The organism is Acinetobacter sp. AYS6 (genome assembly GCF_025630795.1).
Classification (GTDB): Bacteria; Pseudomonadota; Gammaproteobacteria; order Pseudomonadales; family Moraxellaceae; genus Acinetobacter.
Map to the genome: position 1 here is coordinate 405,832 of NZ_JAOTNV010000006.1, position 26,675 is coordinate 432,506.

Consider the following 26,675-nt stretch of genomic DNA (forward strand, 5'->3'; position numbering starts at 1 on the left):
ATTTTGCTTGAAGCAGAGCGGCATGTATCAAGGAATAAATAAATGGAGCAGTTAAATTCAACTACTCCATTTAAATTTAAAACCGATATCCAAATTTTAAACCATAAGCAATTGCATGATTGTCTTTAAAATCTGCCTGTTCTGCGAATGGTTTAATTCCTTCTATTGGCAAGTAATAAGTTCCATCTTCGGTTTTTGTATCACCTAACCAATAATATTTTATTCCGCCGGCTATAAAGTAGTTTTTAGCAGGGTTAAATTGGACACCTAAACCAAGCGACCATGAACCTTTTATGGGTCCCATTGTTGACGCAGGGTCACCTGTACCAGAGTCCCAACTTACATCTGATGAAGCACCCCATTTTTCTGTAAATTGATGTGCGAGACCGACAGTCGCACTATATTGATCTTTTTGATAAGAATCGAGCTTAAAACCTTGGGTATAAGTTCCACCAGTTACCTCTTTCATAATAATTTCAGATAGAGCGCCATATTGCGGAGGACGTGTTTCAAACTCTTTCCAATTCACCCATCTTAAATTCATATAAACAAGTGATTGTTCAGAAATACCTGTTTGAAAATCAATATTTAATGATGCTGGAGTCTCTAGTTTGGTTTTCTCATTTTCAACAAGTTGTAATGGTTGACCATAAATATCTTCATCTACTTGAAATTTATATTTAATTTTGGACCGATAGGTTACCGCTGCTTTTAATGCAAGATCGGGTAATTGATAACTTCCTCCTAACAACCAACCGACTTCGCCTTCTTGTTTAAATTTAGCATTATAGCCATTAAAAGCCTGAGTATAGGCATTGCCTCTAAGACCTAGGTTAGCCTTTACTGTTTGATAAACTGGCCCACCGTAAATCTGAAAATGTTCAACTGGTGAGTAACCCACAATCATACTTAAATTTTGAGTATCGGCTTTTACGAATGTACCTTGATGACTAACATCATTATCAAAATAACTATTATTAGAACGTGCCGGATATTTAATGTCAGCACTAAAAGGCTGATCGTATAACACACCAAAACTTAAACGATCTGTGAGTTGTAACTTTAGTGCAGCTGTATAGAACTGCGTACTTTCTGCAATATCGCCTGTATCACGACTTTGATGATCTCGTACCAGATCTGCTCTATCGTTGATTATGCCAGAAACAGATGAATCGACTGCAAATAAATTTGCTTCTGCATAATTACCGTTTTCTAGAAATGGCAAGATAGATTGGCCTGATTGTTCCAAGGCTGAAGCGTGACCAATGTTACTCACAAATACGCCAAGCATTCCTATTAAAATCGGATTTGTCCTATTAGTTGGCATTCCATTCATACCTATATCCTTTTTCGTTGTTATTTCCCTAAATCCTTAGGATAGTTTTTTATTTTTAGAGCCATATTTCACAACATGGCTCTAAAATTCTTTACATCTATTTTCTTAATAAACCCAAACCAAAAAGACTTAGCCACAGGACCTGTACTGGCAATAAGAACAGTTCAAGGAGTAAGGCCGCTTTAGGAAAGCCTGAGAAAAGAAGCGCAGCAAATCCAAAATATCCCAACCCAACCAAAACCAATGGGAAACCTAATGCGGATTTGTTTTTTCTCAGAAGTAGTCCGTTAACTATTGCCCAGAAACCGATTGTCGGTCCTTCCATTGGCCATAAGCCATTTTGAGAGCCTTGCGAAATGGTTGCCCACACAGTGCCCGCCGCCTGTTTAGCCATTTCATTCCCAGACATATATGTTTCAGCAAGTGGCCCTAATACAGAGGCCTGTAAAACAGCTCCTGCTATACCTAACATGGTTGAAATGACAAGGAATAAAATAGCGATATCGGACAACAACCCTCCTGAAGAGCGCAACTTTCGCCACAGATATACGCCCACAGCCAGAAAAGGAAGATAAAACCCAAAACAATCAGAAATCATTGAGGTTCTGAAAAGGGCTTGGTCCTTTGCCGACAAAGTTAATGCAAATTCAGGTTTAAATATTTGATGTAAATCAAACCCTGTAACTGCAAGAAAACAAAGTAAGCAAGTGGCAGCCATTACCGTACCGATTAATGCAACCCACGCTGTAAATACGTGTCCATCATCATATTGTTTAATCGAGTCCAAGGCGTCTTCTCCTAGAAAGTGCAGATACTCGTTCGTATTCGAAATAAGTACGTAGCGCAGCGATGAGACCCGGAATTAATGGGAAACGTTTAAATTTAGCGTGTCCTTTTTCTCCATTGGCAACAAACCAATGCTCGGTAAGATCCGTTTTACGTTGCAATGCAAGATCAGCTAAAATTCGACCATAATTTTGTGACATCATTACGCCCGCACCACTGTATCCATAGGCATAAGAAATACGACCATTATGGAGTGTGCCCACTTGAGACCTTACGTCAAAAGGAATAGAACAAGCGCCACTCCAACGTTGAGCAATTTTTAATTTCTGAAATGCAGGAAATACCTTTTTATACATTCGCTCAGCGGCATCATAAAATTGCACTTTCTGAGCTTCGTCCATAGAGCGCCCTTCACCCACGTAAATATCACATAGGTTAAATTGCAATCTTCCATCTACAGTCGTTCTACAGGTTGGAGGACAATAAGTTGTTTTGTCATAAAACTGACCACGATGTTTCCAACCAAGTGCTTTCCAATCTTCATCAGTTAAAGGTTCAGTAATTAACTGATATACAAACATTGGAAGTTGTGCGCGTTTAAGCCCCAATTCTGGTTGCAATAAATGGGTAAAACCATTTGTTCCCAATACAATATGTTTCGCTCTAACCTCACCTTCTGGGGTTTTGAGAATAAAGAACTTTTCCTTATCTTCGATATCCAGTACTGGCGTTTGCTCAAAAATTTGTGCGCCCGCCGCTTCAGCTATTCGCTTGAGCTCTCGAGAGTGCTTTACAGGATTGACTTGCCCAGAATGTGGCATTCGGCATCCACCAGAAAATGCATCGCTATTTAGCGCTTCACTTACCGTAGCTCGATCCATATAGACACTGTCTTTTGAGCGAGGTTGATCGTGCCAATATTGAGTAAATTGCTCTAATCGTTTTTCATGGCCGCGAAGTGTCGTAAATGTCACACCTGGCATTTCAAAATCGCTATCCATATTTTCGCGTTTGATGAGGTCCTGTACATAGTCCAGACCATTCCATGCGAAATTTTGAAGCTCAGTTAATCTTTCTTTGCCATAAAGTACTTTTGCAGTAGTGGGATCAAGTACTGGAACTGGAACAACCCAACCAGATGTACGGCCTGAGGCACCAAATGCCACACATTCGCCTTCAAGAACAGCCACTGATGCAGCAGAGTCGGCTTTTTTTATGTGATAGGCGGTAGATAATCCAGTAAACCCTCCTCCAATAATCACCACATCTACATCGATGCTACCTTTAAGAGGTGGTGAAGGAATGTATTCGCCTGAGTGGGCTAACCAGAATGACTTATTTGCATGTGGAATATTATTCATCTAATGCTCCTTCCTTTGATATTCGATTTTTCTTAGCTCCCATACGCAACACTTCAATTTTCCATCTTTTGAAAAGATAGAGATTCATTGCAAACCCATCACATAATCTCTTCCCTGAGAAAATGTAATTTGTTCTTTAGCATTACGTAAAAACACTAGAGCTGAATATATATTGTGCTATTAATTACATAGTGTCAATGACATGGTGTAATTAATAGCACAAATTATGCTTAGCTTTGATTATTTTCAAAAAAAGAGATTAGAAAAATTGATAGTGAAAAAATATTATATTTTTAATATCAAATATATAAGTCGTTATATGAATTAAATAATGAATGAAAAATCCCTTTAAACATTCAAAATTTATCGTATATTTTAATTTTAATAAGTTCCATAAAGTGTAGAAAGCCAAATGTTATGCAACACCTGAACAACAACTTTTGGATCTGATTGGGTTGAGCGACCAAATGCTTCGGATAAATACCGTTCTTCTAACCATACAAGTGCCCGTGCGGTTTCTTCAACATTCATATCTCTAGTGATACGGCCAACCTCCTGTTCTTCATATATGTGTCGAGCTGTGGCAGTTATAAAATCCTGTATCAAAGTTCGATAAATTTGCTCAACTCTCGCATCCGCTACCGCAGCATCTGATAAAGCTCTTAAAACAGCCCCATGTTTCTGATAAACATTGACTATCCCTTCTAATGCTTGAAGAGAATCTTCAGGAAAATTATTTCCCTTTAACCAATGATTGGCTAATGTAAATAACTCCTGACTAATATCCTCTACAACACGTAAAGCTAAATCGTATTTATCACGAAAATGAACATAAAAAGCTGGACGCTTAAGCCCAGTAAGTTTCATAACCTCATCAACATTTAATTCACGAAAAGGATGCTCACTTAAAAATTTTTCAGCAGCATTTAAAATTTCTCGCTCCGACTCTTTCGGATCGTGTTTGGGGCGTCTTCGTTGTGTAGTCATAAATATCTTTATCTTCGTTGACACAACGTAAGTGTAGAACAATCAATCTTGAGCAAACAAGTTAATTCATTGAAATCATCATATTTATTGAATTTCGCCCTTAGTAAATATTTATATTTAGTGCTTAAAAACAATTTCAAAAATAAATCATAACCATCTGATTTATCTAAATTATTAACATAAAAATTATTCTTAATTTAATTGCACTCGTTAAGCAAAGAAGTACTAACAATATTTTTTTCTTTAAAACAATAATTACACAACGTCATTGACAGAGTGTAATTATTGTTTTAAAAATAATTCACAGCGTCTCTCTTCGATCTAATTTTGATCTAAGTGAAGCGTCATGAACGATCGTTCCAGGGAATTTTGGAACTATGGAAATAAATAAAGTTGTAATCGGCATGGGTTGCCGATTCTAAGGAGAATTCAAATGAGTCGTCGTATTGTATTTATTGGTGCAGCGGGTGAAATGTGTCGATTAGCGATCGAACGTTTTGCTAAGGCAGAAGGTGATTGGGAACTTGTACTATGTGACATTCGTCCTGAATTGCTTTCAAATCTTATTGAAAAACTTCCTAAAGGTCTGGCAACTACACAACATTTAGATTTGTATGACAAGGAAAAGCTACAAGCTGTCGTTAATGGTGCGGCTTTAGTCGTACTCGGAGCTGGTCCATATATTCGAACCTCAGCGCCTGTTATTGAAGCATGTCTAGAAGCAAAAGTTCCCTATTTAGATTTTGATGATGACGTTGAAAGTACTGAACATGCACTTACTCTTCATGAAAAAGCGAAAGCAGCTGGTATTCCAATATATGTAGGTTGTGGTGCTTCACCAGGCATGGCAAATGTATTAGTTGTTGATGCAGCAAATCAGTTAGATACCGTTGAAAATATTGATTGTTGCTGGCTTGTAGGTGATGAACGTCCTGGGATTGGTCGTGCCGTACTTGAACATTTTCTTCATATTACCGCAGGAGATTGTTTGACTTGGGAAGGTGGAAAACGTGTAAATCATGAAACCTTCGTCGAAGTTGGATACGCACCACTTGGCGGTAATAGTGATACCCTTTTATATGAAACTGCTCATCCAGAGCCAGTCACTTTACCGCGTAAATATCCAAATGCTCAACGTATCCGCTGTTTGGGCGGTCTTGATCCAGCGCCATTTAATGGATTAGGTCGAGGTGTTGGCTTAGCTGTTCACAGTGGTGAAATGACCGTTAAAGAAGGCGTCGACTTTCTAGAAGATTTACTTAACAACAGACTTGGATCGGTTAAAGGATGGAAAGCTGCTATCAGTGGCATGATGGGCCAAGTTAAACGTAAAGAATCTACATTCGCTGCAATGGTTGAGTTTCTTACAAAATCTGCTGTTGGGCAAACTTATCAATATAAAGGCGGGTTATTAGCAAGAGTATCTGGAACAAAAAATGGTAGACCTGCTGTCGCAATTCGACGTACGGGCACAGCAAAACAAGATTCATATTTATTTAAAGATATGGCATCGATTACAGGTACAGCTTGTGCAGCATTTATGGTGTTAGCTCTTGATGAAACTGGTAAGCGTAGCGGGACTTTTGCCCCAGAAGATTGGGCTGAACCAGAATCTTTCTATACTGCACTTGAACGCGTAGGTACGCCACGTGCTGAAATCGTGGAGAGTGTACTATGAACAAATATGATTACGATATAGCCGTGATTGGGGCTGGGTGTGCAGGTGTCGTTGCAGCGCGCGATTTAAGTAATGCTGGACATACGGTTGTATTATTAGAAGCGCGTGACCGTATTGGTGGGCGAACTTTTACGGGTGAAGCATTTGGTCGACAAGTTGAATTTGGTGGCGGTTACGCACACTGGACTCAACCTTATATTTGGAGAGAACTACAACGCTACGGCATTGGCTTAAATCCTCCTACAGAAGTTGATAAAACGGTTTGGTTTGCTGACGGAAAATTACATACGGGTACTCAAGCTGAATATGCAGCTGTTGCTGAACCATTACTGACACTTTTCTTTAATGATGCTCGTCAGTGGTTCCCTCTTCCATATGATGTAAATGCTATTGATACCAGTGAGATTGAAAAACAAACGTTAAGAGATCGTCTTGATGCCTTAAATTTATCAACTTATGAACGTGACGTTTTAGATGGATTGTTATCGACTCTCGTTTATTCTTGGGATGAACAAGGTGTCGCTCAAATCTTATTCTGGGCAGCTACATATTTTGGAAATTGGGGAGCCTTCTTTGAAGTTGCAGGGTCTTGGCCAATTGCAGGCGGCACACAAAAACTGGTAAGAGCGATTTACAATGATTCAGGTGCTGAATTGCGACTTACTACGCCAGTTGCAGCGATAGATGATCAAGGTAATCAAGTTGTAATTACTACGCAATCTGGTGAAAAGATTGTGACAAAAAAAGCTCTGATTGCTGTTCCATTAAATGTTTTATCTGATATCAAAATTACACCTGAGGTTAATAAACCTGTTCAGGACATGATTGATGCAAAACATCCAATGCGTACCGCTAAATTATGGGCACGTGTACGTGGAAAAATCGAGCCTTTTGTTGCATTCGCTCCTGTTGGGCAAAACCCAATTAATACCGTTCGTGTTGAATATGAACATGGAGATGATTCACTTTTAGTATGTTTCATTTCTGATGAATCAACTATTGATGTGAATGATGTTGAAGCTGTTCAAAAAGCTTTACAGATGTTTAGTCCAGAGATTGAAGTACTTGAAGTTGCGTCACACAACTGGGCCACAGATCCTTTCGCACAAGGAACTTGGGTACATCATCGCCCTGGTAATTTAACAGGTGCTGCTCCCCTCATACGTAAACCTCATGGAAATATTCATTTTGCTGGTGGTGATATCGCAACGATGACCATGGGTGGGATTGAAGGTGCTGTAGAGTCTGGCATTGAAGCTGCTGCAAACATAACGCATGCAATGGCTCAAAAATTAGCAGGGTGAATATCATGAACAAGAACACTGGTTTTACTCAACCTTTAGATGCAGAAGTTCTCATTATTGGTGCAGGAATTGCTGGTATAAGTGCAGCGTACCATTTAAAGAAATATCGTCCTAATTCGACTTTCCTAATTCTTGAAGGTCGAGAAAAAATCGGTGGTACTTGGAGCCTGTTCCGCTACCCTGGCATCCGCTCCGATTCAGATATGCAGTCTTTTGCTTTTGGCTTTAAACCATGGACCGAAAAAAGGACTTTCGGTAGCGCGCAAATGATTTGTGATTATTTGCAAGAAACTGTGACTGAAAATGGTATTGACCAACATATTCAATTTAACAGCTATGTCACGAGTGCAGAATTCTCATCAAGTGAAGGCATTTGGACTGTTAAAGTCAAACTAAAAGACCAAAAAAATTTAGTCACCTTACGTTCGCGCTTCCTACTAATGGGCACAGGTTACTACGATTATAATAATGGTTATTCGCCTGAGTTTCAGGGAAGTAAGGATTTCAAAGGTCAAATCGTTCATCCTCAACACTGGCCAGAAAATCTCGACTATTCAGGTAAAAAAGTTGTCGTAATTGGTAGTGGTGCTACAGCGGTAACTTTAATTCCAGCTATGGCAAAAGACGTTGAGCATATTACTATGCTTCAAAGATCACCTGGCTATGTGGTTGCTATGCCAGGAGTCGACCCTATTGCACTGGCTTTAAATAAAGTTCTCTCGCCTCAACGCGCCTATGAAATTATTCGCAAGAAAAATATTGCAATCAGTCGCGGAATTTACAAACTAAGTCATCGTTTTCCAAAGGTCATGCGTCGCCTACTCATTGCAGATGTAAAACGCAGACTGCCTAAAGGTTTTGATGTCGCAACTCATTTCTCACCAAAATACAATCCATGGGATGAACGCTTATGTGTTGTACCAGATGGAGACATGTTTAAAGCAATTTCTTCCGGTAAAGCTTCTGTTGTAACCGATCATATTGACCGATTCACTAAAGATGGAATCTTACTGAAGTCAGGTAAAACACTTGAAGCAGATATTATTATTACTGCAACAGGTTTAAACATGCTGGCATTCAGTAAGATTCAACTCACTGTTGATGGTAAGAAAATCGATTATCCAGATACCACCATTTATAAATCTATGATGCTGTCTGATATCCCAAATTTTGCCTTTGCATTTGGTTATACCAACATTGCATGGACCTTAAAAGTAGATCTAGTTTGGCAATACTTCTGCCGTCTACTTGACTATATGGATGAGAATAAATACGGAACATTTACGCCAGTGATTGTTAATAAAGACATGAAGCGAGTTCCCTTTATTGATTTGAGTCCAGGATATGTTCAACGTGGTTTAGCACAGTTCCCAATGGCTGGAACCGAAGGATCATGGCAATTTAAACATGATTATGAGTTTGATTTAGAAAGACTCAATAAAGGTCCTGTGGTTGATAAAGCATTACAGTTCACTGCTCTGTTGCCTAAGAAAAAATTGGCAGTTGTTCCAGAGTCAAACTCAGATGAATTGAAGATCAAAGCTTAATACTACCCTCAAAATTAAGGTCTCTTATTTAAGTAAAAACTAAATAAGAGACTCAATATATTAGGTAAACATTATGGAAAATATTAAATTTACCAGTAAAGGAATTACATGTTCGGCTTGGTATATCCCGACCACATCCGATAAGTATAAAAGCTCTCGAGGGCGCCCCTGCATTATCATGGGAAATGGCTTCGGAGGTACAAAAGATACAGGGTTATTACATTTTGCAGAGCCATTTAGCAAAGCAGGCTTTGATACATTTATATTTGATTATCGTAGTTTTGGAGAATCTGATGGTTTTCCAAGACAGAATGTTTCCTATAAAAATCAACGTGAAGACTATCATGCAGCAATCGCAGCTGTACGAGGCCTACCCAATGTAGATAAACACCGTATAGCACTTTGGGGCACGTCTTATTCTGGTGGACATGTGATGGTCGTTGCAGCTCAAGATCCAAAAATCTCAGCTGTAATATCTATGAATCCAGCTACAGATGGCCTAGCTGCCCTTACCCAGATCTTACGTTACGGTGGGTTTAAGCAATTAACAGTTGCTGTAGCTCACGGTTTAAAAGACGTAGCCCGCTCACTGTTAGGTCAAGAAGCACATGTTATTCCAATTGTGGGGCAACCTGGCACAACGGCAATCATTAGCACACCTGGCTCAGAGGTCTCATATAAAGCAATGGCTGGGCCAACGTGGCGGAATGAAGTATGTGCGCGAACTGCTTTAGAAGTTGCAAGAAATCGACCGATTAATTTCGCCCATAAAATAAATTGCCCTTTATTGGTACAAGTAGGTTCAAATGATCAAGTCACTCCACCTGAAGCTGCTCGCAAGTCAGCAAACTTAGCAAATGGAGAGGCTAAATTGCTTGAATACCCAATTGATCATTTTGATTTTTACAGCGGAACATGGCAAACAAAAATTTTAGAGGACCAAATTAATTTTTTATCCAAAGTTTTAAGCCATCCAAAGGCGAAATAAAATTTTATAGTCCTGCATAAACATATGAAAATAAGCTGATTAGGAATATATCTAATCAGCTTATTTGCAGCCATTATCTCTATAATTTTTATTTATATAGATAACCTTATGACCGATACTTGGCCTGAATCACCAGCATGATAATAACGAACAACGAAGGTATTGCAGCAATCACAAATAAATGGGTAATGACCAAAAATTGAGAAAGATAACCACCAAATAACGGACCAATGACCGAACCTAAACGGGCAATGCCAATACTCCAGCCCACACCAGTGGTACGAAGTGAAACTGGGTAATAACTCGCAGATAGCGCATTAATGGCAGGTTGCCCGCCCACAATCGCAAAGCCAGCAATAAAAATGATGACAAATAATAAAACGATATGGCTAACAGCATAGCCAATTACAGCAACACTAATCACTGCAACCAAAAAAATAGGAATTAATACTTTATAGAATCCAGTCTTATCGATTTTAAGGCCCATCACAACACTACCAATCGTACCGCCTAATTGTAGAGTAGAGCCGATCATGAGTGCCTGATTTAATGACAGCCCAGACTCTTTAGACAAAGTAGGTAGCCAGTTCGCCAGAAAATAGAGACTGATCATGTTTAAAATACTGATAATCCAGATGGAATAGGTAAAAAACGCACGCTTATTTTTAAATAACTCAAGCGGTGACTTCTTAACCTGAACTTCAGTCGTATTGATGATTTTCATCTCTGAATTGAAGGTTAATGCAGGATAAAATTTCTTTAACCAAAACAAAATTTTGGGCGTATTTTTACTATTTTCACTTAAGAAATATAAAGACTCTGGCAGCTTAAAGAATGTAATAAAGAAAATAATTAAAGGAACAATACCGCCAAAATAGAAAATCGCCTGCCATCCTCCCCAAGGAACTAATAAGGCGGATATGCCTCCTCCCAACATTGCCCCGACCGTATAGCCGCAAGAAATAACCATCATGGTAAAAATACGAGATTTATATGGAACAATTTCGGAGCTATAAGCCATAACGTTTGGCATGATACCTCCTAAAAAAATTCCTGTAATAAAGCGGATTGCAGTCAATTGCTCAATGTTGCCGACATGTGGTGTTACCAGCATCAATATGGAGAACATAAAGGTTGAGATCAGTAATATTGGACGGCGGCCAAAACGATCGGAAAGTGAACTTAATAAAAATGATCCGACAAATAAACCAAATAAACTGGCGCTAAACACAACACCTAGCATGGTTTTATGAACACCCCATTCTTCAATAATCATTGGGGCTGCGTAAGCCATAGACTGAATGTCATACCCATCCATAATCATCAGCAATAAACATGTGAACAAAATAAATTTTTGATAACGTCCAACTTTTTGCTGATTGATCAAATCACTTAATGCAACTTCTTTCATGGTCATCCCTTCTCCATGTTGCGCTTTAAATTATTCTCATTTTAATTACGTTATTCATAATTAATTTACGAATAACGTAAAACAAAATAACAATATTATCCCCACAAAGTCAAAAGATTATTTTTTGATTTATCGCACGGCGCTTATTGTCTACTCATCACACCATATTTTTAAATTATTCTTTTATATTCAGGTATTTGTTTTAAAAAACTGCTCTAACATCACATCCCTTTCTTCTAAACTGTTCGAGCTTAGAAACTGCATCATCAAGCCATCAATTAGGTTTAACACCATGTTGGCATCGGGTTTTATTGCAGAAGTTTCTAGACTAAAAACCAGATCAAAAATCTCATGAAGTAACCATTTTCGATATTCAACCGCCATGCGGTAACCTTGCGAATAAACGAGTTTAATTTCAAATATGGCTTTGAGTAATAAGTGATAGAGGCTATTAGAACAGACATGTAAACGAACAATTTCTTTGAGTTTATCGTTTGAGGTGCGGTAGCGGTTTGAGTAAATAATTGACAGTACTTCTTCTTTAAGCAGTCTCTTTTGAAAGGCGATACACATTTCAATCAGGCGCTCTTTTGAGTGAAAGTAGTTGTACAAGGTGCCTTTTGGTATTTTGGATTCTTTGGCAATCAGGTCTATTCCCGCCGTGTGAAAACCATGGGTGGTAAATAAGTGTATCGCCGTACGAATAACCTGTAATTTTTTGGAAGAGATTTCTAAATTTGACATAGTTTTACCGTTATAAATTCTTGTTGTTTCTAAAAGAGATACTTTTCTGGGAGAAAAAAAGGCATAGCAAAGCCGTAAGACTGTGCTTGGCACATCTCAAGTTTTATTGTTAATGCAAGTTTTTTGAGCCGTAATAACTTAAAGCCCGAAAAGCTTAAAGCTCGTCAGACTGTTTAAAGATGATTTAAGTTGTATCGTTATAGCTTTTGGCATCGAGAGCCAAGAAATAATGGATGTGCAAAGCCAACTCCTTTTTATTGGGAGTTCTGCCAGACATTAATAGGAATTATGGTGGCAGAACGAGAAAGGGTTCGCGGACTGGTTTCGACTCCAGCACACCCGAAGGTGTCCCTCTCCCGTCCTACCGCAACGGGAGGGAACGAGGAGATGCTCACACAAAACTATTCCTCAGAAGAAATAATCCTGATGTGGTCGAAAAAATCGGTCCGCGACGACCGACTGGCAATGTGGCCAGCAGGCAAATGGTAATCTTCAATAATTAAGGTGTCAATGTGAAATTGGCTAGAAATTATTTAATTAATTATTGTTTTTCATTTAATTACATAATTAAGGAAAGTCTTAAGTAAATGTGAATAATCATTTTGTTTTTTTAAGTTTTCTAGTTGAAGACACTCTTTTTTCATTTGCGCTGATTTAAGAGATTGGAACAAGCTTCAACTAGAAATATGAATTAAAAATATTATGATTCTTTAGATAATCCCCCTCCTAAAACTTTATAAATTTCAATCTGATTATTTAATTTGACTTGTTCAAGTGCAAGTAACCCTTGCTGTGCTGCATACGCAGAACGTTGTGCATCCAAAACCGTAAAATAACTATCAACCCCAGCTTTATAACGTGCCATTGAGAGTTTATATGTTGCAGCTGTAGCAGAGACTAAACGGCGCTGCGCATCTAGGCGTTCTTCAATATGTGCATGTGTAGCAAGAGCATCATTCACTTCTTTAAAGGCTGTTTGAATAGTTTTTTCATATTCTGATAAAGCAATTTTTTGGTCTATTTCAGCAATTTTGATACCCGCCTTTCTTGTTCCCCAATCAAAAATTGGTAGATCAACGCTTGGTCCAACTGACCATGCAAAATTACCCGACTTAAATAAATCTTTAAGTTCAGTAGAGGCATAACCCGTAGAACCAGTAAGGCTTATGGTTGGGAACATTCGCGCCTTCGCAGCACCAATATTTGCCCCTGCCGCTCGTAAGCTATATTCAGCCGCTTTAAGATCAGGACGATGATTTAACAAATCACTTGGTAAACCCGCTGCAAAATTCTTCTCAAGGGTAATATTTTTAATTGAATCATTTGGAAGTAAGTTTTGAGGAACAGGAGAACCAGCTAACAAATCCAGTAGATTTTTTGCCTGTAGAATTTGGGTCTTATAAGTTGCGACATCGTTTCTAGCAGTCTCTACCGAAATTTGTGCTTGTTTTAATGGAACTTCACTGTCGATACCGACATCAAAGCGCTTCTTGTTTAGGTTATAAGCTTCGACTTGTGCTTTTAAGGTCTGTTCAGCAAGGTTTAAATTGGCTTGTGCAAAAGCATAATTTAACCAGACCTGCGTGATGTTACTGATTAAACCAATTTGCACAGCTTCTTTCGCGCTTTGAGTTGCAAGATAGTTATTTAATGCAGCATCTTTTAAATTTTGAACACGTCCCCAAAAGTCTAGCTCATAGGCAGTCATTCCTAAACCCACTTGAAATGTAGAAACTGGGTTATTGGGGTTAATCGATGGGCTAACCTGCCGTACTGCATTTCCCGTTACGCCAATGGTCGGGAGCTGGCTATTTTTTGTGATTTGGTATTGTTGCTGTACGCGCTCAATATTCAGCGTAGCAGTCCGTAAATCCCGATTATTGTTTAGGCCGATTTCAATGACCTGTAATAATTTAGGGTCAGAAATAAACTCTTTATAACTTTTCTCAGCAATGGTGGTTCCTAAAGAATTCTGAGCAAAATTTTGAGGAATATGAGAAATCGCTGTCGGCTGTGGTGCTTGCATATTTACACATGCGACGAGTGCAACAGAAAGTGCAGAAACAACGAGTCCACGAGATACGATTGCCGCTTTCGACATAGTATTCTCCAAATAATAAAATGAGTTGAGCATAGGACGCATCAGAGGAAATTGAGTATTTCCCCTGACGCATTTAACTTAAGATGAGATTTTTTTCTTAGAAGTTAGCTTTTCCACGACGCCCAAAATGAAGATAAAGAACACGGGAACAAAGAAAATAGCCAGAATCGTTGCCGAGATCATGCCCCCAAATACACCAGTACCTAAAGCATGTTGAGTCTCAGAACTTGCACCAGTTGCAATTACGAGAGGAATCACACCACATGTAAAAGCAAGAGAAGTCATCAAGATTGGTCGTAAGCGAAGTTTGGCTGCTGCAACTGTAGCTTCAATCAAACTCATTCCTTCCTCTTTGAGCATCTTTGCAAACTCAACAATCAAGATGGCATTCTTTGCGGATAGACCAATAATCGTAATGAGTCCAATTTTGAAGAACACATCATTCATTAGACCTCTCGACATAATGGCAATGATTGCACCGAAAATACCAAGTGGAACAACCAACATCACAGATAGTGGAATCGCCCAGCTTTCATAGAGTGCAGCCAATACAAGAAACACCACTAACATTGATAAACCAAGTAAAAAGGCCATTTGAGATTCAGACTGCTTTTCTTGTAGAGAAATACCAGTCCATTCATAGCCAATACCTTTAGGCAACTGAGCAATCAACTGTTCCATTTCACGCATTGCCTCACCCGAAGATGTGTCGAAGTTAGGAATGCCGGCAATACTTAAAGACGGTCGTCCGTTGTAACGATTATATTGTTGCGGTGCTTTGTTCCATTGAGGCGTTACTACTTCAGACAAAGAAACCAATTGACCACTCGAACCCATCACTTTCAAGTTCAAGATATCTTTGAGTTGCATACGTGATTTAGCTTCAACTTGCACAATCACTTGTTGCATACGACCCTGATTCGGGAAGTCATTGATATACATTGAACCCATTGAGGTTGAAATGATGTCTGAAACGTCTGAGAATTTAACACCAAGGGTATTAAGCTTTTCACGGTCAATTTTTAAAGAAATATTGTCGCCTTGTGGTAAACCTTCATTCCACACCATATAGAACTTTTTGTTCTTGGCAGCCATCTGCATAAGTTGGTCTTGGGCAGCCAATAATGCAGGCATACCTAAGTTCGCACGATCTTGTAAACGTAAACTAAAGCCAGAGAATGTACCCAGTTCATCAATAGCAGGTGGAAGTACCGCCATTGTTTCACCTTCCGAACTATTCGCCATTGATGCATTGACTGCATTTGTCATTTCAGTTGCCGAAGAAGTACGCTCGTTGAAATCTTTTAAGGTCGTGAATGCAACACCTACGTTTTGTCCTGCACCGCTAAAACCCCATCCCATAATCGTCGTATTACTTTTGACATCGGGTTTGTCTTTAAGCGAATTTTCAAATTGATTCACTACATTTCGAGTACGTTCTGCCGTTGCATCTGATGGTAATTGGAAAGACGTCATAAACCAGCCTTGATCTTCCTCTGGCATAAATGCTGTTGGCCAGTACTTCATTCCTGCAAAGGTAATGCCTGTAATCACCACAAAGATCATCATGACTGGAACTGTATGTTTGATGATTTTAAGGAGTATCAGTTCATACTTTTTCGTCACTTTATCAAAGCTACGGTCAAACCATGCAAAGAAACCTTTCTTCTGATGATGACCATCAATTGGTTTTAAAATAGTGGCACAAAGTGCAGGTGTTAAAATGAGCGCCAATAAAGCCGAGAATAAAATAGACACGGACATGGTCAGCGTAAATTGTTTATAAATGATCCCGACCGAACCACTTGCAAAAGCCATTGGTAAAAACACAGCAGACAACACTAAGGTAATACCAATAATAGGACTGGTAATCTCTTTCATTGCTTTAGATGTCGCTTCTTTCGGATTTAATCCTTCAGTCGCCATAATCCTTTCGACGTTTTCAACGACAACAATCGCATCGTCGACAATAATCCCGATGGCGAGCACCATACCGAACATGGTGAGTACGTTAATTGAGAAGCCGGCAAGCAGCATCACGGTAAAAGTACCGAGTAAAGCAATCGGTGCAACAATCGCTGGAATAAGCGTATAGCGTACATTGTGCAAAAATAAATACATCACAATGAAAACCAGAACCATCGCTTCAAGTAATGTATGAATTACCTTTTCAATTGAAATTTTAACAAACGGCGCGGTGTCGTAAGGAATACTAAACTGCATGCCCTCTGGTAAGTTCAACTTTAATTCTTCAATTTTTGCTCTAACACCTTCTGCTGTTTTTACGGCGTTCGCACCCGGGCTTAACTGGATTGCGGCAGCTGTAGCGGGTTTACCATTCTCTAAAATAGCGAAGTTGTAGGCTTGTGATCCGATTTCAACATTTGCAACATCGGACAGACGAATTACACTTCCGTTCGTTTTGCTTTTTAAGCTGATATTCCTAAATTGCTCAACACTTGATAGCTGACCTTGCGCTGACAATGGAATCGTAATCAGTTGACCTTTATTGGCAGGTAAATCGCCTAGGCGCCCCGGTGCAATTTCAACATTATTTTCACGAATTGCATTGTTTACATCACTAATTGATAAACCATAAGAAACCAATTTATTTGGATCGACCCAAATGCGTAGGGCTTTCTCTGCACCGAAAGATTGGACTTTACCAACGCCTTCAACACGTTTTAGCTCTTCTACGACATTTCGAACCAGATAATCACTTAAGTCTACTTCTGAATATTGGCCATTCGGAGAGTTAATACCGACCAGCATCAAGAAGCCTGAAGATGATGCCTCAACCTGTAAACCTTGCTGCCGCACAATCTGTGGTAAGCGTGCTTCAACAGCCTTGATTTTATTCTGAACATCAACCTGAGCCATTTCGACATCTGTACCGGGTTTAAAGGTTGCAGAAATTTCTGCTGTGCCCGAAGTATCGGTTGTCGCACTATAGTAAAGTAAGTTTTTTACACCCGATAACTCTCGCTCAATTAAGGTAACAACACTATCGTTAATAGTCTTTGCTGTTGCTCCCGGATACGTCGCACCAATGTTCACTTGAGGAGGCGCTACGCTAGGGAAACGAGCAATCGGCAATTTTGGAATACTAAGTAACCCAAACAATATAATGAAAATTGCGATCACCCATGCAAAAACAGGACGTCGAATAAAAAATTGAGACATCATGGTTGAGCTCCTTGATTTGTAGACGGTTTTGTTTCTACATTTGAAGCACTATTTTCTGATGCAGGCTTTTTCCACGTCGTCATTGCCAGTTTTTGATTTGGCTGGATACGCTCCATACCTTCAACAACGACTTTGTCACCGACTTTCAAACCTTTGTTGGCGATATAGTACTGTTCATATTGCTGTCCAATTTCGATAGGACGAATCTCAGCCGAGCCTTTGGCATTAATCACATAGACCTGTGGCTCACCATTGATATTGCGCTGAATCGCTTGAGCTGGAACTAACAAGGCTTGTGGAATAGAAGCTCGGTCAATATTGACTCGCACATACATACCAGGAAGTAGTTTTCTCTCGGTATTATTTACTTCAATACGGAAGGTCACATCACCTGTTTCAGGGTCAACGTTAATATCTTCAAACAACATTTTTGCTGTGACGTTATATTCTTGTCCGTGGCTATTAGAAATACGAACCGTTTTCTCACTGTTTGCAGATAACTCACCACTTTTTAAGGCAGCTTGTAGACGCTCATATTCACTAATCGATTGTTTTACATCGACATAGACTTTATCAATCTGTTGAATGGTTGCCATGGTATTTGTATCGCCTTGACCAACCAATGCCCCTTCAGTGACAAAAGATTGTCCAATACGACCTGAGATCGGCGCTCGTACAGTGGCATATTGCAGATTCAACTTTTGTCTAGTAAGTAACGCTTTCATTTGCGCGACATCAGCGAGCGCCTGACGATATTGAGCTTGAGCATTACTCACTTCTTGCTTACTAATTGCATTACTTGGTAAGAGTTGTTCGTAACGGTCTAACTGAACTTTCAGTCTCGCAACCTCTGCCTCAGCTTTATTAAGTGAAGCTCTATTACTATTTACGTCGGCTTCAAAAGTCTCTGAATTAATTTTATATAAAGCTTGCCCTGCTCTAACTTCACTACCTTGTTTAAATAAAACTCTTTCAATAATTCCTCCGACTTGCGGACGTATTTCAGCAGTACGAAATGCCTGTACACGTGCAGGGAGATTTTCACTAAAATTAACCGATTGTGGTTGGATGTTTAATACACTAACTTTAGCTGGCGGTGGCTCAGCTTGAGCCGTTTCTTGTGAACCACACCCCTGTAATACCAGCCCAATAGATAAAAATAAAGGAAGTAAAAGATGCTTTTGCATACTGTCCAGACCAAGTGAGTTTTTGATGCTGACATTATTTTTGATGAGTGTGTAGCGATCGTCACTAAAGTGTGGAGTAACTGTGGAGAAATAGAGATAATTTAGCGTATGATGAGTTGAAGCATTTTATATAGCCAAATTTCTATGTTTGATCATTCTTTTTCTTTTGATTGTCGCGATAAAGTTATTCTTGTTGTAGAGGATGATTATGATATTGGTGACATTATTGAAAATTATTTGAAACGTGAAGGAATGAGTGTTTTGCGTGCCATGAATGGAAAGCAAGCTATTGAATTGCACGCTAGTCAACCCATTGATTTAATTTTACTCGATATTAAATTACCCGAATTAAACGGATGGGAAGTACTGAATAAAATACGCCAGAAAGCTCAAACACCTGTCATTATGCTCACTGCACTAGATCAAGATATTGATAAGGTCATGGCATTACGAGTTGGTGCAGATGACTTTGTTGTTAAACCATTTAACCCAAATGAAGTGATCGCTAGAGTTCAGGCAGTCTTAAGACGTACTCAGTTAACAAACAAGCCATTTAACAAAAATAAGGTCTACAAAGATATTGAAATTGATACCGATACTCATGGTGTTTATATTCACGCTCAAAATAAGAAAATATTGCTTAATTTGACGCTGACTGAATATAAAATTATTTCATTCATGATTGACCAGCCCCATAAAGTTTTTACACGCGGTGAGCTCATGAATCATTGCATGAACGATAGCGATGCCCTAGAACGAACCGTAGACAGCCATGTAAGTAAGCTTAGAAAAAAATTGGAGGAACAAGGAATACTCCACATGTTAATTAATGTGCGTGGTGTAGGATATCGACTCGATAATCCACTAGCTGTAAAAGATGATATCTAAATAATATTAAAAATATGGCTAGGAAATATTTTATGAAAAATAAGTTAGGAATCAGCAAGCAGCTTTTTATTGCTTTCAGTATTGTTAATTTAAGCGTTACTCTGTTTTCTATGTTGCTAGGCTACCTAATTTATAACTATGCCATTGAAAAAGGTTGGCTCACTTTAGATTCCCTACAAGAGGATTGGACAAATTTTCATTTCATAGATTGGATTTGGTTGTCTACCGTCATCTTGTGTGGTTGTATGATTTCACTCGTGATCGGCATGCACCTCGCAAAACGTTTTATTCTACCCATTAATTTCTTAGCCGAAGCAGCAAACAAAATTAGTCAGGGTGATCTCTCTGCCAGAGCTTACGACAACAGAATTCATTCAGCTGAAATGTCCGAACTTTTACATAATTTTAATGATATGGCGCAAAAGCTAGAAGTATCAGTTAAAAATGCGCAAGTTTGGAATGCTGCCATCGCTCATGAATTAAGAACTCCAATCACAATTTTACAAGGCCGCCTGCAAGGCATCATCGACGGCGTTTTTAAGCCTGATGAAATTCTATTTAAAAGTCTTTTAAATCAAGTTGAAGGTTTATCTCATTTAGTTGAAGACTTACGAACGATAAGTTTAGTTGAGAATCAACAGTTAAGATTAAATTATGAGTTATTAGACTTTAAATCTGTGATTGAAAAAGTTCTCAAGGCCTTTGAAGACCGCTTAGAACAAGCGAACTTAGTGCCAGAACTTGATTTAACAGAGCTGCCGGTATTTTGTGACCGCCGCCGTATTGAGCAAGTCTTAATTGCGTTAATTGATAACTCAATTCGTTATTCAAATGCAGGAAAACTTAAAATCTCTTCAGAAGTGGTTACAGACAACTGGATCTTAAAAATTGAAGATGAAGGCCCCGGTATTGCAACTGAGTTCCAAGACGATCTGTTTAAACCCTTTTTTCGATTAGAAGAGTCAAGAAATAAAGAGTTTGGTGGCACAGGTTTGGGATTAGCTGTTGTACATGCGATCGTGGTTGCGCTTAAAGGTTCTATTCACTATAGCAATCATGGCTCAAAAAGCACTTTCACCATAAAAATTTTGATGGATAAGTAAAACGCTGAGTTATAAATTTATTCTTCACTCTCTTTTACTCTTCTACGAATTTCTTCACGCCATTTTGTGGCATTTTCTTGTTGCTTATTCAATAAAACACCCAGCATAAAGGCTGTCGCGGCTGCGCCAATTAAGGCAATGCCCGTTTCATAAATAATATCTATAACAAACTCTAATACGCCTTCAGATAGGAAATCTAAGGTGCCAGAAAATTTAAGAAATTTAGCTATAGCCACCACGATAACGCCCAATAAAGCACCAGCCCACAAGAATATTTTATGAATGTTTAGAGGAGCTGTGACTTGATCGATCTGATCGGGATATTTTCGGTAGTACTCAATTTCATCCTCCGTCACTTCAGAGGTGGACTTAAATAACAATTTAATAAAGAGCCTATCTTGGTCAAGCTTTGAGTTTTTCTTCATAGATGTTATGTGTGATAAATCTTCTAAGGTTTCATGTTACTCATTTTTTCTTTACTGAGTAAAAATTTTTAAGAGGTCGAATAGTTTTAAGCAAATTATTGATTTTTAATAGCAGGAAATATAAATACAGCTGTATAAAACGGGCCAGCAAGTGAGCTGATTTTTCTTCAGCTCACCTCAAACTCTAAATAACGAGTTTATTGTTGATAAACTTTCTTTCCATTAAAAATGGTCCATACCACTTTTGTTTCAGCCAACTGTTCAGGTGAAACTTTAAAAATGTCTCTATCTACTAAAATCATATCGGCTTTTTTGCCCGGTTCGAGCGTGCCGATGCTTTTATCTAAATAAAGCGCTTTTGCCGAATTAATCGTATAAGCCTTAAATACTGTATCTCGATCAATGGCTTCTGCTGGGTTTAAAACATCTCCTTCATTACCTTTTCTGGTAATTGCTGTCGCCATAGCAACAAAAGGATTGGCTGTTGAAACTGGTGCATCACTTGCACCCGCAATGGTTGCGCCGTTAACTAACAACGAATGTGCAGGATACATACCCTTATAAGAAGTTGCATCGATATAAGGTTTTACCAGTTCTCTGTTAAAACTGTCTTCATAGGCCCATGCCAATTGCATAGAAGCAATCACATTGTTTTGTTTAAAGCGCTTATAGTCTTTAGGGTCTACGAGCTGAAGGTGAGTAATGCTATGAGGGACATTGCTTTGACGCTTTGAACGAGCGTACTCAAAGGCATTTAAAGACTCCTGTACAGCTCTATCCCCAACAGCATGAATATGAACAATCATATTTCGCTTATCCGCTTCATCAACAACTAACTTAAAAGTATTTGGGTCAAATAATAAAGTGCCTTGCTTGTTACTATTAGAGTACCGACCAAGTAATGCAGCTGATTGGGCTGGAATCTCTAATACACCATCAGCAAATACTTTCACACCGACTAAATTAAAGTTATCTATGTTTTTGTATTTACTATTGATTGACTCAATAATGTTAAAAACTTGCGGCGTACTTTTTGAATTAATGACATGTAACCCAGAAACTCGTGCTGTTAACTCTCCTTTTTGAGATAATTCTTTATACATTGGAATCATCCCTATGGTTTCCTCTGTATTTTTAATATTGGTAATTCCCTTATTCGGACTGGCGTTTGCAGCGATGTCCATCCACGCAGTGAGCCCCAAACTGTTATAGTATTTGACTGCTTCTTTAGAGCCTTTATAAAGCAGATCATGTGATACAGATGGAATTTTATCACTCACCATATCCCAGCCAGAATCAATCACAAATCCAGTTGGTTCAAAGTTTTCATTATGTGCAACATTTTGCTGGTCATCTGGGCTTAATTGCTGAATGAAGTTTGCATCTATACCAGCTTTCTTTAGAAGTGCTTGGTTTACCCATGCCGTATGGTGGTCACTACCAATTAATGCAATGGGACGATCTTTCCATTCATTATTATTAAATACATTTGAGAGTTGGTCGGCCAATTCCCAATATTCTGATGACAAACCATTTAAAAATAGAACATCTCCAGCAACTCCCGTACCATCGAGACTGGCTTGTTTAAGTTTTGCTTCAACTTTAGCAATATCTATGGTGGTATCGCCGCTATCCATAGTGGCTAATATCGCCTCTACACCAGAAGCTAAAGCATGAATATGACTATCGATTAAACCTGGCATTAGAACTTTATTTTCTAGATCGACAACTTGTGTATTGTTGTCTGCAATTTTTTTAATTTCTTCATTACTACCTACTTTTAGGATGGTTCCGTCATGGGCAATTGCGATAGCTTGTTGAAGGGAATCTTTATCTTTGGCAGTATAAATTTTTCCATTAATATAAATACTTGCGGCAGCATTATTGTCATCACTATCATTGTTTGCACATCCTAAGTTTATAAAGAGTAAACCTAGGCTAAGTGCTAAAAATCCTTTTCTAAATCTCATTATTAACTCCAAAAATCATTTAAATTCTAATAATCGTTTTCTAATCTTCTTGTTGATCTGTTTGCATCAAGTCTTTGAGTACTGAGGTCTATCCATTGACTACAGTTTTGTTACTCTTGATACACTTAGATAGGCCTATACGATGCCTTGCACTACTCGCAAAAATCTCTATTTCACTGTTAGGGAAGTTCGTTAGCCCTGAGTCCATAATTACAATTTTTGTTTTTAAGATTTCCATAAATTAATCTCCATTGTGGAATGGATAAACTAATTTTTAAGTTTATTTAAGGATATAAAAAGAATAGAGAAAATACCGATTTATGAGTTTTTTTTCCGCAAATCGGACAATAAACATTCTAATAAATCATTAAATGACTTCCTGAACCAAGGCTGTCTTTTGACCTTTTCTCTTTAAATTCTTATTTAAATGTCATATCTCATCTAACCTAGATTTATAAAATAATTTTTATAATTTAAAAAATGGATAATTAAATATGGATCGTTTTAAAACTATTTTACTTATTGCAAGCACATGTTTAACAACAACTCTTTATGCCAAGCAACAAGTCGTGTGTGTGTTTGACCCAATTGGTAAATCGGGAGACGCTTTCGCTTTAGCCAAAGACTATGCACTTGAAGCCAAAAATTGGGGAGCAGATCTATCTTTAAAAGCGTATGTTGATGAACGCGTTGCGGCTGAAGATTTAAAAGTTGGCAAATGTGATGGCGCTATTATTAGTGGTTTACGTGGCCGCCAGTTTAATAAATATACAGGATCTTTAGATGCAGTTGGCGCATTAACAAATATGAAAACGGCGATTAATGCTTATAAGCTGTTGTCTTCACCTATGGCCGCAAAAAATATGGTGGTAGGCCCTTACGAAATTGCAGGTTTAGGCACAATTGGCCCTGCATATTTATTTGTAAATGATCGAAGCATCAATACACTCGCAAAGGCTGCTGGTAAAAAAATTGGGGTATTTAAATATGATGAAGCCCAACCCAAGCTTGTGCAACATGTTGGAGGTCAGGCTGTATCTGTAGATGTGACCAATGCCGGTGCGAAGTTTAATAACCATGAAATTGATATTGTGCCCGCTCCTATTGTTGCATTTAAACCTTTTGAACTCTACAAAGGTTTAGGTGAGAAAGGGGCAATTGTTCGTTTTCCTTTGACTCAAATTTCAGCAAACTTCATTATTCGTAAAGACCAGTTTCCAGCAGGTTTTGGACAAAAGTCGCGCACTTGGGTAGCAAGCCAATTAAATAGAACGTTTGGCATTATTGCTAAATATGAAAGTGATATTCCTTCAAAATATTGGATGGATATTCCTAAAAATGAACAATTAAATTATATGAAAATGATGCGTGAGGCACGTATACAGCTAACCAAGGCGGGTATCTATGACCCTAAAATGATGAATTTTTTGAAAAAAGTAAGATGTAAAGAAAACCCAAGTAATTTTGAATGTGTATTAAACGATGAATGAACACTCAAAACATATGCACATCTTATTTTAAGAGGTTCTACCCTCAGTTATTCATTTCCTCGCGGGCTTGTTGTGGTGTTTTACCCGACCACTCTTTATAAGCCCGTGTAAATGGGCTGTGCTCGGCATAACCTAACAGCAATGCTATTTCCACAATTTGTAGTCTTGGATCTTTTAAATACGATTTTGCTAATTCGTAACGGACAGTATTTAATTCTTTTCGAAAATTCGTCCCTGCTTCGGTTAAACGGCGTTGTAAGGTTCTACGTGAATAATTTAAGCGCTCTGCAAGCTGTTCAATAGTTGGCTCACCTTGATGAAGTAAGTAAGCAATCTGTTTACGAACTTGATCTGTAATTTCATCAATATGTGGCAGGCTTGCCAGTAATTTGTCGGCATGTTTTTCTAGTATGGCGACTAAGGCGGCGTCGGAGTTTTTAAGCGGTAGACTTAAGATTTCCTTATCAAAACGCATAAGTGCCACGGGTTGCTCAAAAAGCACAGGACAACCAAAATACTCCTCATAAGGCTGAACATTTTCAGGCTGTTCATGAATAAAATGTATTTCTTTGAGTCTTTCTTTTCCTCTAATGAGACTACGGCAAAACTGAACTATAACGGTACGGCCAGTTTCATCCGATAAAGGGCCGACTTGCTCACCTTTTGTATCCCATGAAAGCTCTACATATTCAGTATGAATGTGAACAGTGGCTGGATAAACATCATAGACAAGCCGCTGATATCGTTCAAACCTTTCTAAAACCGCTCCCAGATTTTCACAGGCAAGAAATACTGACCCTAAAACACCTAGATGCTGAGCTGTAATGGTTTGACCCACATGTAAACCAATGAAAGGGTCATTTAAATAATCTTTAGCAATAATGAGAAGATTTTCCCAATGGTCAATATCTACGCCTTCTAAATGATTTGAATCTGCTTTAGGCCAAGGCTCACCCAGCACCTTTTCTGGGTCATGTCCTAGTTTTTCCAGATATTCAAATAATAAATGAACATAGATTTCAGAAATCCTTCTTCTATACAACGGCTTATTCAATCCATTCATTCCGTATAGTTCTAATTTGGCGCCAAATATCAATTAGTGTACTTAAAGCTTTTAAACAAAAGCAAATAACTAAAAACACCTGCTCAATCCAAATTTTGGCGCAAAGTGTCAAGCAATATGGCAGCTTTCATCAAGCCCAATCTCGTTATTTTTCAGAAGATAGCGTTATAGCAAATATTGAGAAAAATACGATGGGTAAAAGTCTAAATAATGTGCCCCAAGCACCACTTGATGTTCAGTTTGATTCAAATGGCATGGAATGCAGTGCCTATTTATATCGTCCAGCGACCGAGGCCACTACACCAATTATTGTGATGGCGCACGGTCTGGGTGGTACTCGTAGAATGCGTTTAACCGCTTTTGCAGAGCGCTTTGTGGCAGAGGGTTATGCTTGTTTAGTGTTTGATTATCGCTATTTTGGTGATAGCGAAGGACAACCTCGACAATTACTAGATATAAAAAGTCAGCTTGAAGACTGGAAAGCCGCCATTGCCTATGCACGTAGCCTAGACAAAATTGATCCAAACCGCGTAGTTATATGGGGAACTTCTTTCGGTGGAGGTCATGTGCTGGCAACAGCTGCTGACGATAATCGACTTGCTGCTGTTATATCACAATGCCCCTTCACTGATGGTTTCTCATCCAGCATGGCCATGAATCCGATAACTACCCTCAAGCTCACGGGACTTGCTTTAAAAGACAAGATTGGATCAATGCTCGGCGCAAAGCCAGTCATGGTGCCTCTTGCAGCTCCATCAGGACATACAGCATTAATGAATGCACCTGACGCTTATTCAGGCTATCTCGCACTCATGCCTTCAGGATCAAATATTCCAAACTATGTCGCTGCACGTTTTGTACTCGACATCATACGCTATTACCCGGGCCGTAAGACATCACGTATTCAAGCGCCCGTGTTGTTTTGTGTCTGTGATACCGACTCGGTGGCGCCCTCAAAAACAACATTGCGTCATGCGAGCCATACACCCAATCATGAAGTTAAACACTACGCCGATGGTCATTTTGAAATTTACGTTGGTGAAGCTTTTGAGCGTGTTGTGAGTGATCAGATCGACTTTCTTAAACGCATCGTTCCAGTCAAGTAACAGTAAATTTAAAA

Annotated in this window: 20 protein-coding genes; 8 read left to right on the plus strand and 12 right to left on the minus strand. The window is 38.7% G+C overall.

What is annotated here, in order from left to right; genetic code table 11:
• Positions 1–76: 76 nt before the first annotated feature.
• The 4 genes from OD757_RS10225 to OD757_RS10240 all read right to left on the minus strand — a co-directional run bounded on the left by OD757_RS10225 (position 77) and on the right by OD757_RS10240 (position 4,470).
• Positions 77–1,336 (minus strand): outer membrane protein transport protein, encoded by a 1,260-nt coding sequence (locus tag OD757_RS10225; protein WP_263031793.1) that lies wholly within the window; start codon positions 1,334–1,336, stop codon positions 77–79.
• A 97-nt stretch (positions 1,337–1,433) separates the two neighbouring features.
• Positions 1,434–2,123 (minus strand): DUF4386 domain-containing protein, encoded by a 690-nt coding sequence (locus tag OD757_RS10230; protein ID WP_263031794.1) that lies wholly within the window; start codon positions 2,121–2,123, stop codon positions 1,434–1,436.
• The gene (locus OD757_RS10235) at positions 2,110–3,483 is read right to left on the minus strand and encodes an NAD(P)/FAD-dependent oxidoreductase (protein WP_263031795.1); all 1,374 of its coding nucleotides are present in this window, start codon (positions 3,481–3,483) and stop codon (positions 2,110–2,112) included. The genes OD757_RS10230 and OD757_RS10235 overlap by 14 nt, the downstream gene beginning before the upstream one ends.
• Positions 3,484–3,864: 381 nt before the next feature.
• Positions 3,865–4,470 carry a TetR/AcrR family transcriptional regulator gene (locus OD757_RS10240; RefSeq protein ID WP_263031796.1) on the minus strand — a complete coding sequence of 202 codons (606 nt, stop codon included), beginning with the start codon at positions 4,468–4,470 and terminating at the stop codon, positions 3,865–3,867.
• A gap of 433 nt (positions 4,471–4,903) precedes the next feature.
• On the opposite strand from OD757_RS10240, the gene OD757_RS10245 reads away from it, so the two are divergent.
• The 4 genes from OD757_RS10245 (at position 4,904) to OD757_RS10260 (ending at position 9,987) form a co-directional block, all read left to right on the plus strand.
• Positions 4,904–6,148, plus strand: a complete 1,245-nt coding sequence (locus OD757_RS10245; RefSeq protein WP_263031797.1) for a saccharopine dehydrogenase family protein — start codon at positions 4,904–4,906, stop codon at positions 6,146–6,148.
• Complete coding sequence (locus tag OD757_RS10250; protein WP_263031798.1) at positions 6,145–7,452, plus strand: flavin monoamine oxidase family protein; 1,308 nt, start codon at positions 6,145–6,147, stop codon at positions 7,450–7,452. The genes OD757_RS10245 and OD757_RS10250 overlap by 4 nt, the downstream gene beginning before the upstream one ends.
• 5 nt (positions 7,453–7,457) lie before the next feature.
• Positions 7,458–8,999, plus strand: a complete 1,542-nt coding sequence (locus OD757_RS10255; RefSeq protein ID WP_263031799.1) for a flavin-containing monooxygenase — start codon at positions 7,458–7,460, stop codon at positions 8,997–8,999.
• A 73-nt stretch (positions 9,000–9,072) separates the two neighbouring features.
• On the plus strand, positions 9,073–9,987 hold the full coding sequence (locus OD757_RS10260; protein WP_263031800.1) for an alpha/beta hydrolase: 915 nt from the start codon (positions 9,073–9,075) through the stop codon (positions 9,985–9,987).
• 106 nt (positions 9,988–10,093) lie between these two features.
• Here the strand turns inward: OD757_RS10260 and OD757_RS10265 are convergent, their stop codons facing one another.
• The 5 genes from OD757_RS10265 to OD757_RS10285 all read right to left on the minus strand — a co-directional run bounded on the left by OD757_RS10265 (position 10,094) and on the right by OD757_RS10285 (position 18,616).
• The gene (locus tag OD757_RS10265) at positions 10,094–11,398 is read right to left on the minus strand and encodes an MFS transporter (protein WP_263031850.1); all 1,305 of its coding nucleotides are present in this window, start codon (positions 11,396–11,398) and stop codon (positions 10,094–10,096) included.
• A gap of 189 nt (positions 11,399–11,587) precedes the next feature.
• The gene (locus OD757_RS10270; RefSeq protein WP_263031801.1) at positions 11,588–12,142 is read right to left on the minus strand and encodes a TetR/AcrR family transcriptional regulator; all 555 of its coding nucleotides are present in this window, start codon (positions 12,140–12,142) and stop codon (positions 11,588–11,590) included.
• Between the two features lie 700 nt (positions 12,143–12,842).
• Positions 12,843–14,243, minus strand: coding sequence for a multidrug efflux RND transporter AdeABC outer membrane channel subunit AdeC (gene adeC / locus OD757_RS10275; RefSeq protein WP_263031802.1), 1,401 nt, complete (start codon positions 14,241–14,243; stop codon positions 12,843–12,845).
• 78 nt (positions 14,244–14,321) lie between these two features.
• Positions 14,322–17,429, minus strand: a complete 3,108-nt coding sequence (gene adeB, locus OD757_RS10280) for a multidrug efflux RND transporter permease subunit AdeB (protein ID WP_263031803.1) — start codon at positions 17,427–17,429, stop codon at positions 14,322–14,324.
• Positions 17,426–18,616: an efflux RND transporter periplasmic adaptor subunit gene (locus OD757_RS10285; RefSeq protein WP_263031804.1), complete on the minus strand. Its 1,191-nt coding sequence runs from the start codon at positions 18,614–18,616 to the stop codon at positions 17,426–17,428. Before OD757_RS10285 ends, adeB begins: the two co-directional genes overlap by 4 nt.
• Positions 18,617–18,760: 144 nt before the next feature.
• Between OD757_RS10285 and adeR the strand changes: the two genes are divergently transcribed.
• Positions 18,761–19,504, plus strand: a complete 744-nt coding sequence (adeR, locus tag OD757_RS10290) for an efflux system response regulator transcription factor AdeR (RefSeq protein ID WP_263031805.1) — start codon at positions 18,761–18,763, stop codon at positions 19,502–19,504.
• A gap of 32 nt (positions 19,505–19,536) precedes the next feature.
• Positions 19,537–20,607 (plus strand): two-component sensor histidine kinase AdeS, encoded by a 1,071-nt coding sequence (gene adeS, locus OD757_RS10295; RefSeq protein WP_263031806.1) that lies wholly within the window; start codon positions 19,537–19,539, stop codon positions 20,605–20,607.
• A gap of 17 nt (positions 20,608–20,624) precedes the next feature.
• Here adeS and OD757_RS10300 read toward each other — a convergent pair whose 3' ends face one another.
• Together OD757_RS10300 and OD757_RS10305 are read right to left on the minus strand one after the other, a co-directional pair.
• The gene (locus tag OD757_RS10300) at positions 20,625–21,032 is read right to left on the minus strand and encodes a hypothetical protein (protein ID WP_263031807.1); all 408 of its coding nucleotides are present in this window, start codon (positions 21,030–21,032) and stop codon (positions 20,625–20,627) included.
• A 197-nt stretch (positions 21,033–21,229) separates the two neighbouring features.
• Positions 21,230–23,002 carry an amidohydrolase gene (locus tag OD757_RS10305; RefSeq protein ID WP_263031808.1) on the minus strand — a complete coding sequence of 591 codons (1,773 nt, stop codon included), beginning with the start codon at positions 23,000–23,002 and terminating at the stop codon, positions 21,230–21,232.
• A 494-nt stretch (positions 23,003–23,496) separates the two neighbouring features.
• Here OD757_RS10305 and adeT1 point away from each other — a divergent pair, with 494 nt between their 5' ends.
• Complete coding sequence (adeT1, locus tag OD757_RS10310) at positions 23,497–24,492, plus strand: putative multidrug efflux protein AdeT1 (protein ID WP_263031809.1); 996 nt, start codon at positions 23,497–23,499, stop codon at positions 24,490–24,492.
• 43 nt (positions 24,493–24,535) lie between these two features.
• Here the strand turns inward: adeT1 and OD757_RS10315 are convergent, their stop codons facing one another.
• Complete coding sequence (locus OD757_RS10315) at positions 24,536–25,555, minus strand: AraC family transcriptional regulator (protein WP_263031810.1); 1,020 nt, start codon at positions 25,553–25,555, stop codon at positions 24,536–24,538.
• Between the two features lie 191 nt (positions 25,556–25,746).
• On the opposite strand from OD757_RS10315, the gene OD757_RS10320 reads away from it, so the two are divergent.
• Entirely contained in the window at positions 25,747–26,661 is a 915-nt protein-coding gene (locus tag OD757_RS10320; RefSeq protein ID WP_263031851.1) for an alpha/beta hydrolase, read from the plus strand.
• The last annotated feature ends 14 nt before the right edge of the window (positions 26,662–26,675 follow it).

What these genes read in the sequence shown, in the direction of transcription:
- OD757_RS10225 (WP_263031793.1), bottom strand. Translation starts at nt 1,336, where the DNA reads ATGAATGGAATGCCAACTAATAGGACAAATCCGATTTTAATAGGAATG.
- OD757_RS10235 (WP_263031795.1), bottom strand. Translation starts at nt 3,483, where the DNA reads ATGAATAATATTCCACATGCAAATAAGTCATTCTGGTTAGCCCACTCA.
- OD757_RS10240 (WP_263031796.1), bottom strand. Translation starts at nt 4,470, where the DNA reads ATGACTACACAACGAAGACGCCCCAAACACGATCCGAAAGAGTCGGAG.
- OD757_RS10245 (WP_263031797.1), top strand. Translation starts at nt 4,904, where the DNA reads ATGAGTCGTCGTATTGTATTTATTGGTGCAGCGGGTGAAATGTGTCGA.
- OD757_RS10250 (WP_263031798.1), top strand. Translation starts at nt 6,145, where the DNA reads ATGAACAAATATGATTACGATATAGCCGTGATTGGGGCTGGGTGTGCA.
- OD757_RS10255 (WP_263031799.1), top strand. Translation starts at nt 7,458, where the DNA reads ATGAACAAGAACACTGGTTTTACTCAACCTTTAGATGCAGAAGTTCTC.
- OD757_RS10260 (WP_263031800.1), top strand. Translation starts at nt 9,073, where the DNA reads ATGGAAAATATTAAATTTACCAGTAAAGGAATTACATGTTCGGCTTGG.
- OD757_RS10265 (WP_263031850.1), bottom strand. Translation starts at nt 11,398, where the DNA reads ATGAAAGAAGTTGCATTAAGTGATTTGATCAATCAGCAAAAAGTTGGA.
- OD757_RS10270 (WP_263031801.1), bottom strand. Translation starts at nt 12,142, where the DNA reads ATGTCAAATTTAGAAATCTCTTCCAAAAAATTACAGGTTATTCGTACG.
- adeC (WP_263031802.1), bottom strand. Translation starts at nt 14,243, where the DNA reads ATGTCGAAAGCGGCAATCGTATCTCGTGGACTCGTTGTTTCTGCACTT.
- adeB (WP_263031803.1), bottom strand. Translation starts at nt 17,429, where the DNA reads ATGATGTCTCAATTTTTTATTCGACGTCCTGTTTTTGCATGGGTGATC.
- OD757_RS10285 (WP_263031804.1), bottom strand. Translation starts at nt 18,616, where the DNA reads ATGCAAAAGCATCTTTTACTTCCTTTATTTTTATCTATTGGGCTGGTA.
- adeR (WP_263031805.1), top strand. Translation starts at nt 18,761, where the DNA reads ATGTTTGATCATTCTTTTTCTTTTGATTGTCGCGATAAAGTTATTCTT.
- adeS (WP_263031806.1), top strand. Translation starts at nt 19,537, where the DNA reads ATGAAAAATAAGTTAGGAATCAGCAAGCAGCTTTTTATTGCTTTCAGT.
- OD757_RS10300 (WP_263031807.1), bottom strand. Translation starts at nt 21,032, where the DNA reads ATGAAGAAAAACTCAAAGCTTGACCAAGATAGGCTCTTTATTAAATTG.
- OD757_RS10305 (WP_263031808.1), bottom strand. Translation starts at nt 23,002, where the DNA reads ATGAGATTTAGAAAAGGATTTTTAGCACTTAGCCTAGGTTTACTCTTT.
- adeT1 (WP_263031809.1), top strand. Translation starts at nt 23,497, where the DNA reads ATGGATCGTTTTAAAACTATTTTACTTATTGCAAGCACATGTTTAACA.
- OD757_RS10315 (WP_263031810.1), bottom strand. Translation starts at nt 25,555, where the DNA reads ATGAATGGATTGAATAAGCCGTTGTATAGAAGAAGGATTTCTGAAATC.
- OD757_RS10320 (WP_263031851.1), top strand. Translation starts at nt 25,747, where the DNA reads ATGGGTAAAAGTCTAAATAATGTGCCCCAAGCACCACTTGATGTTCAG.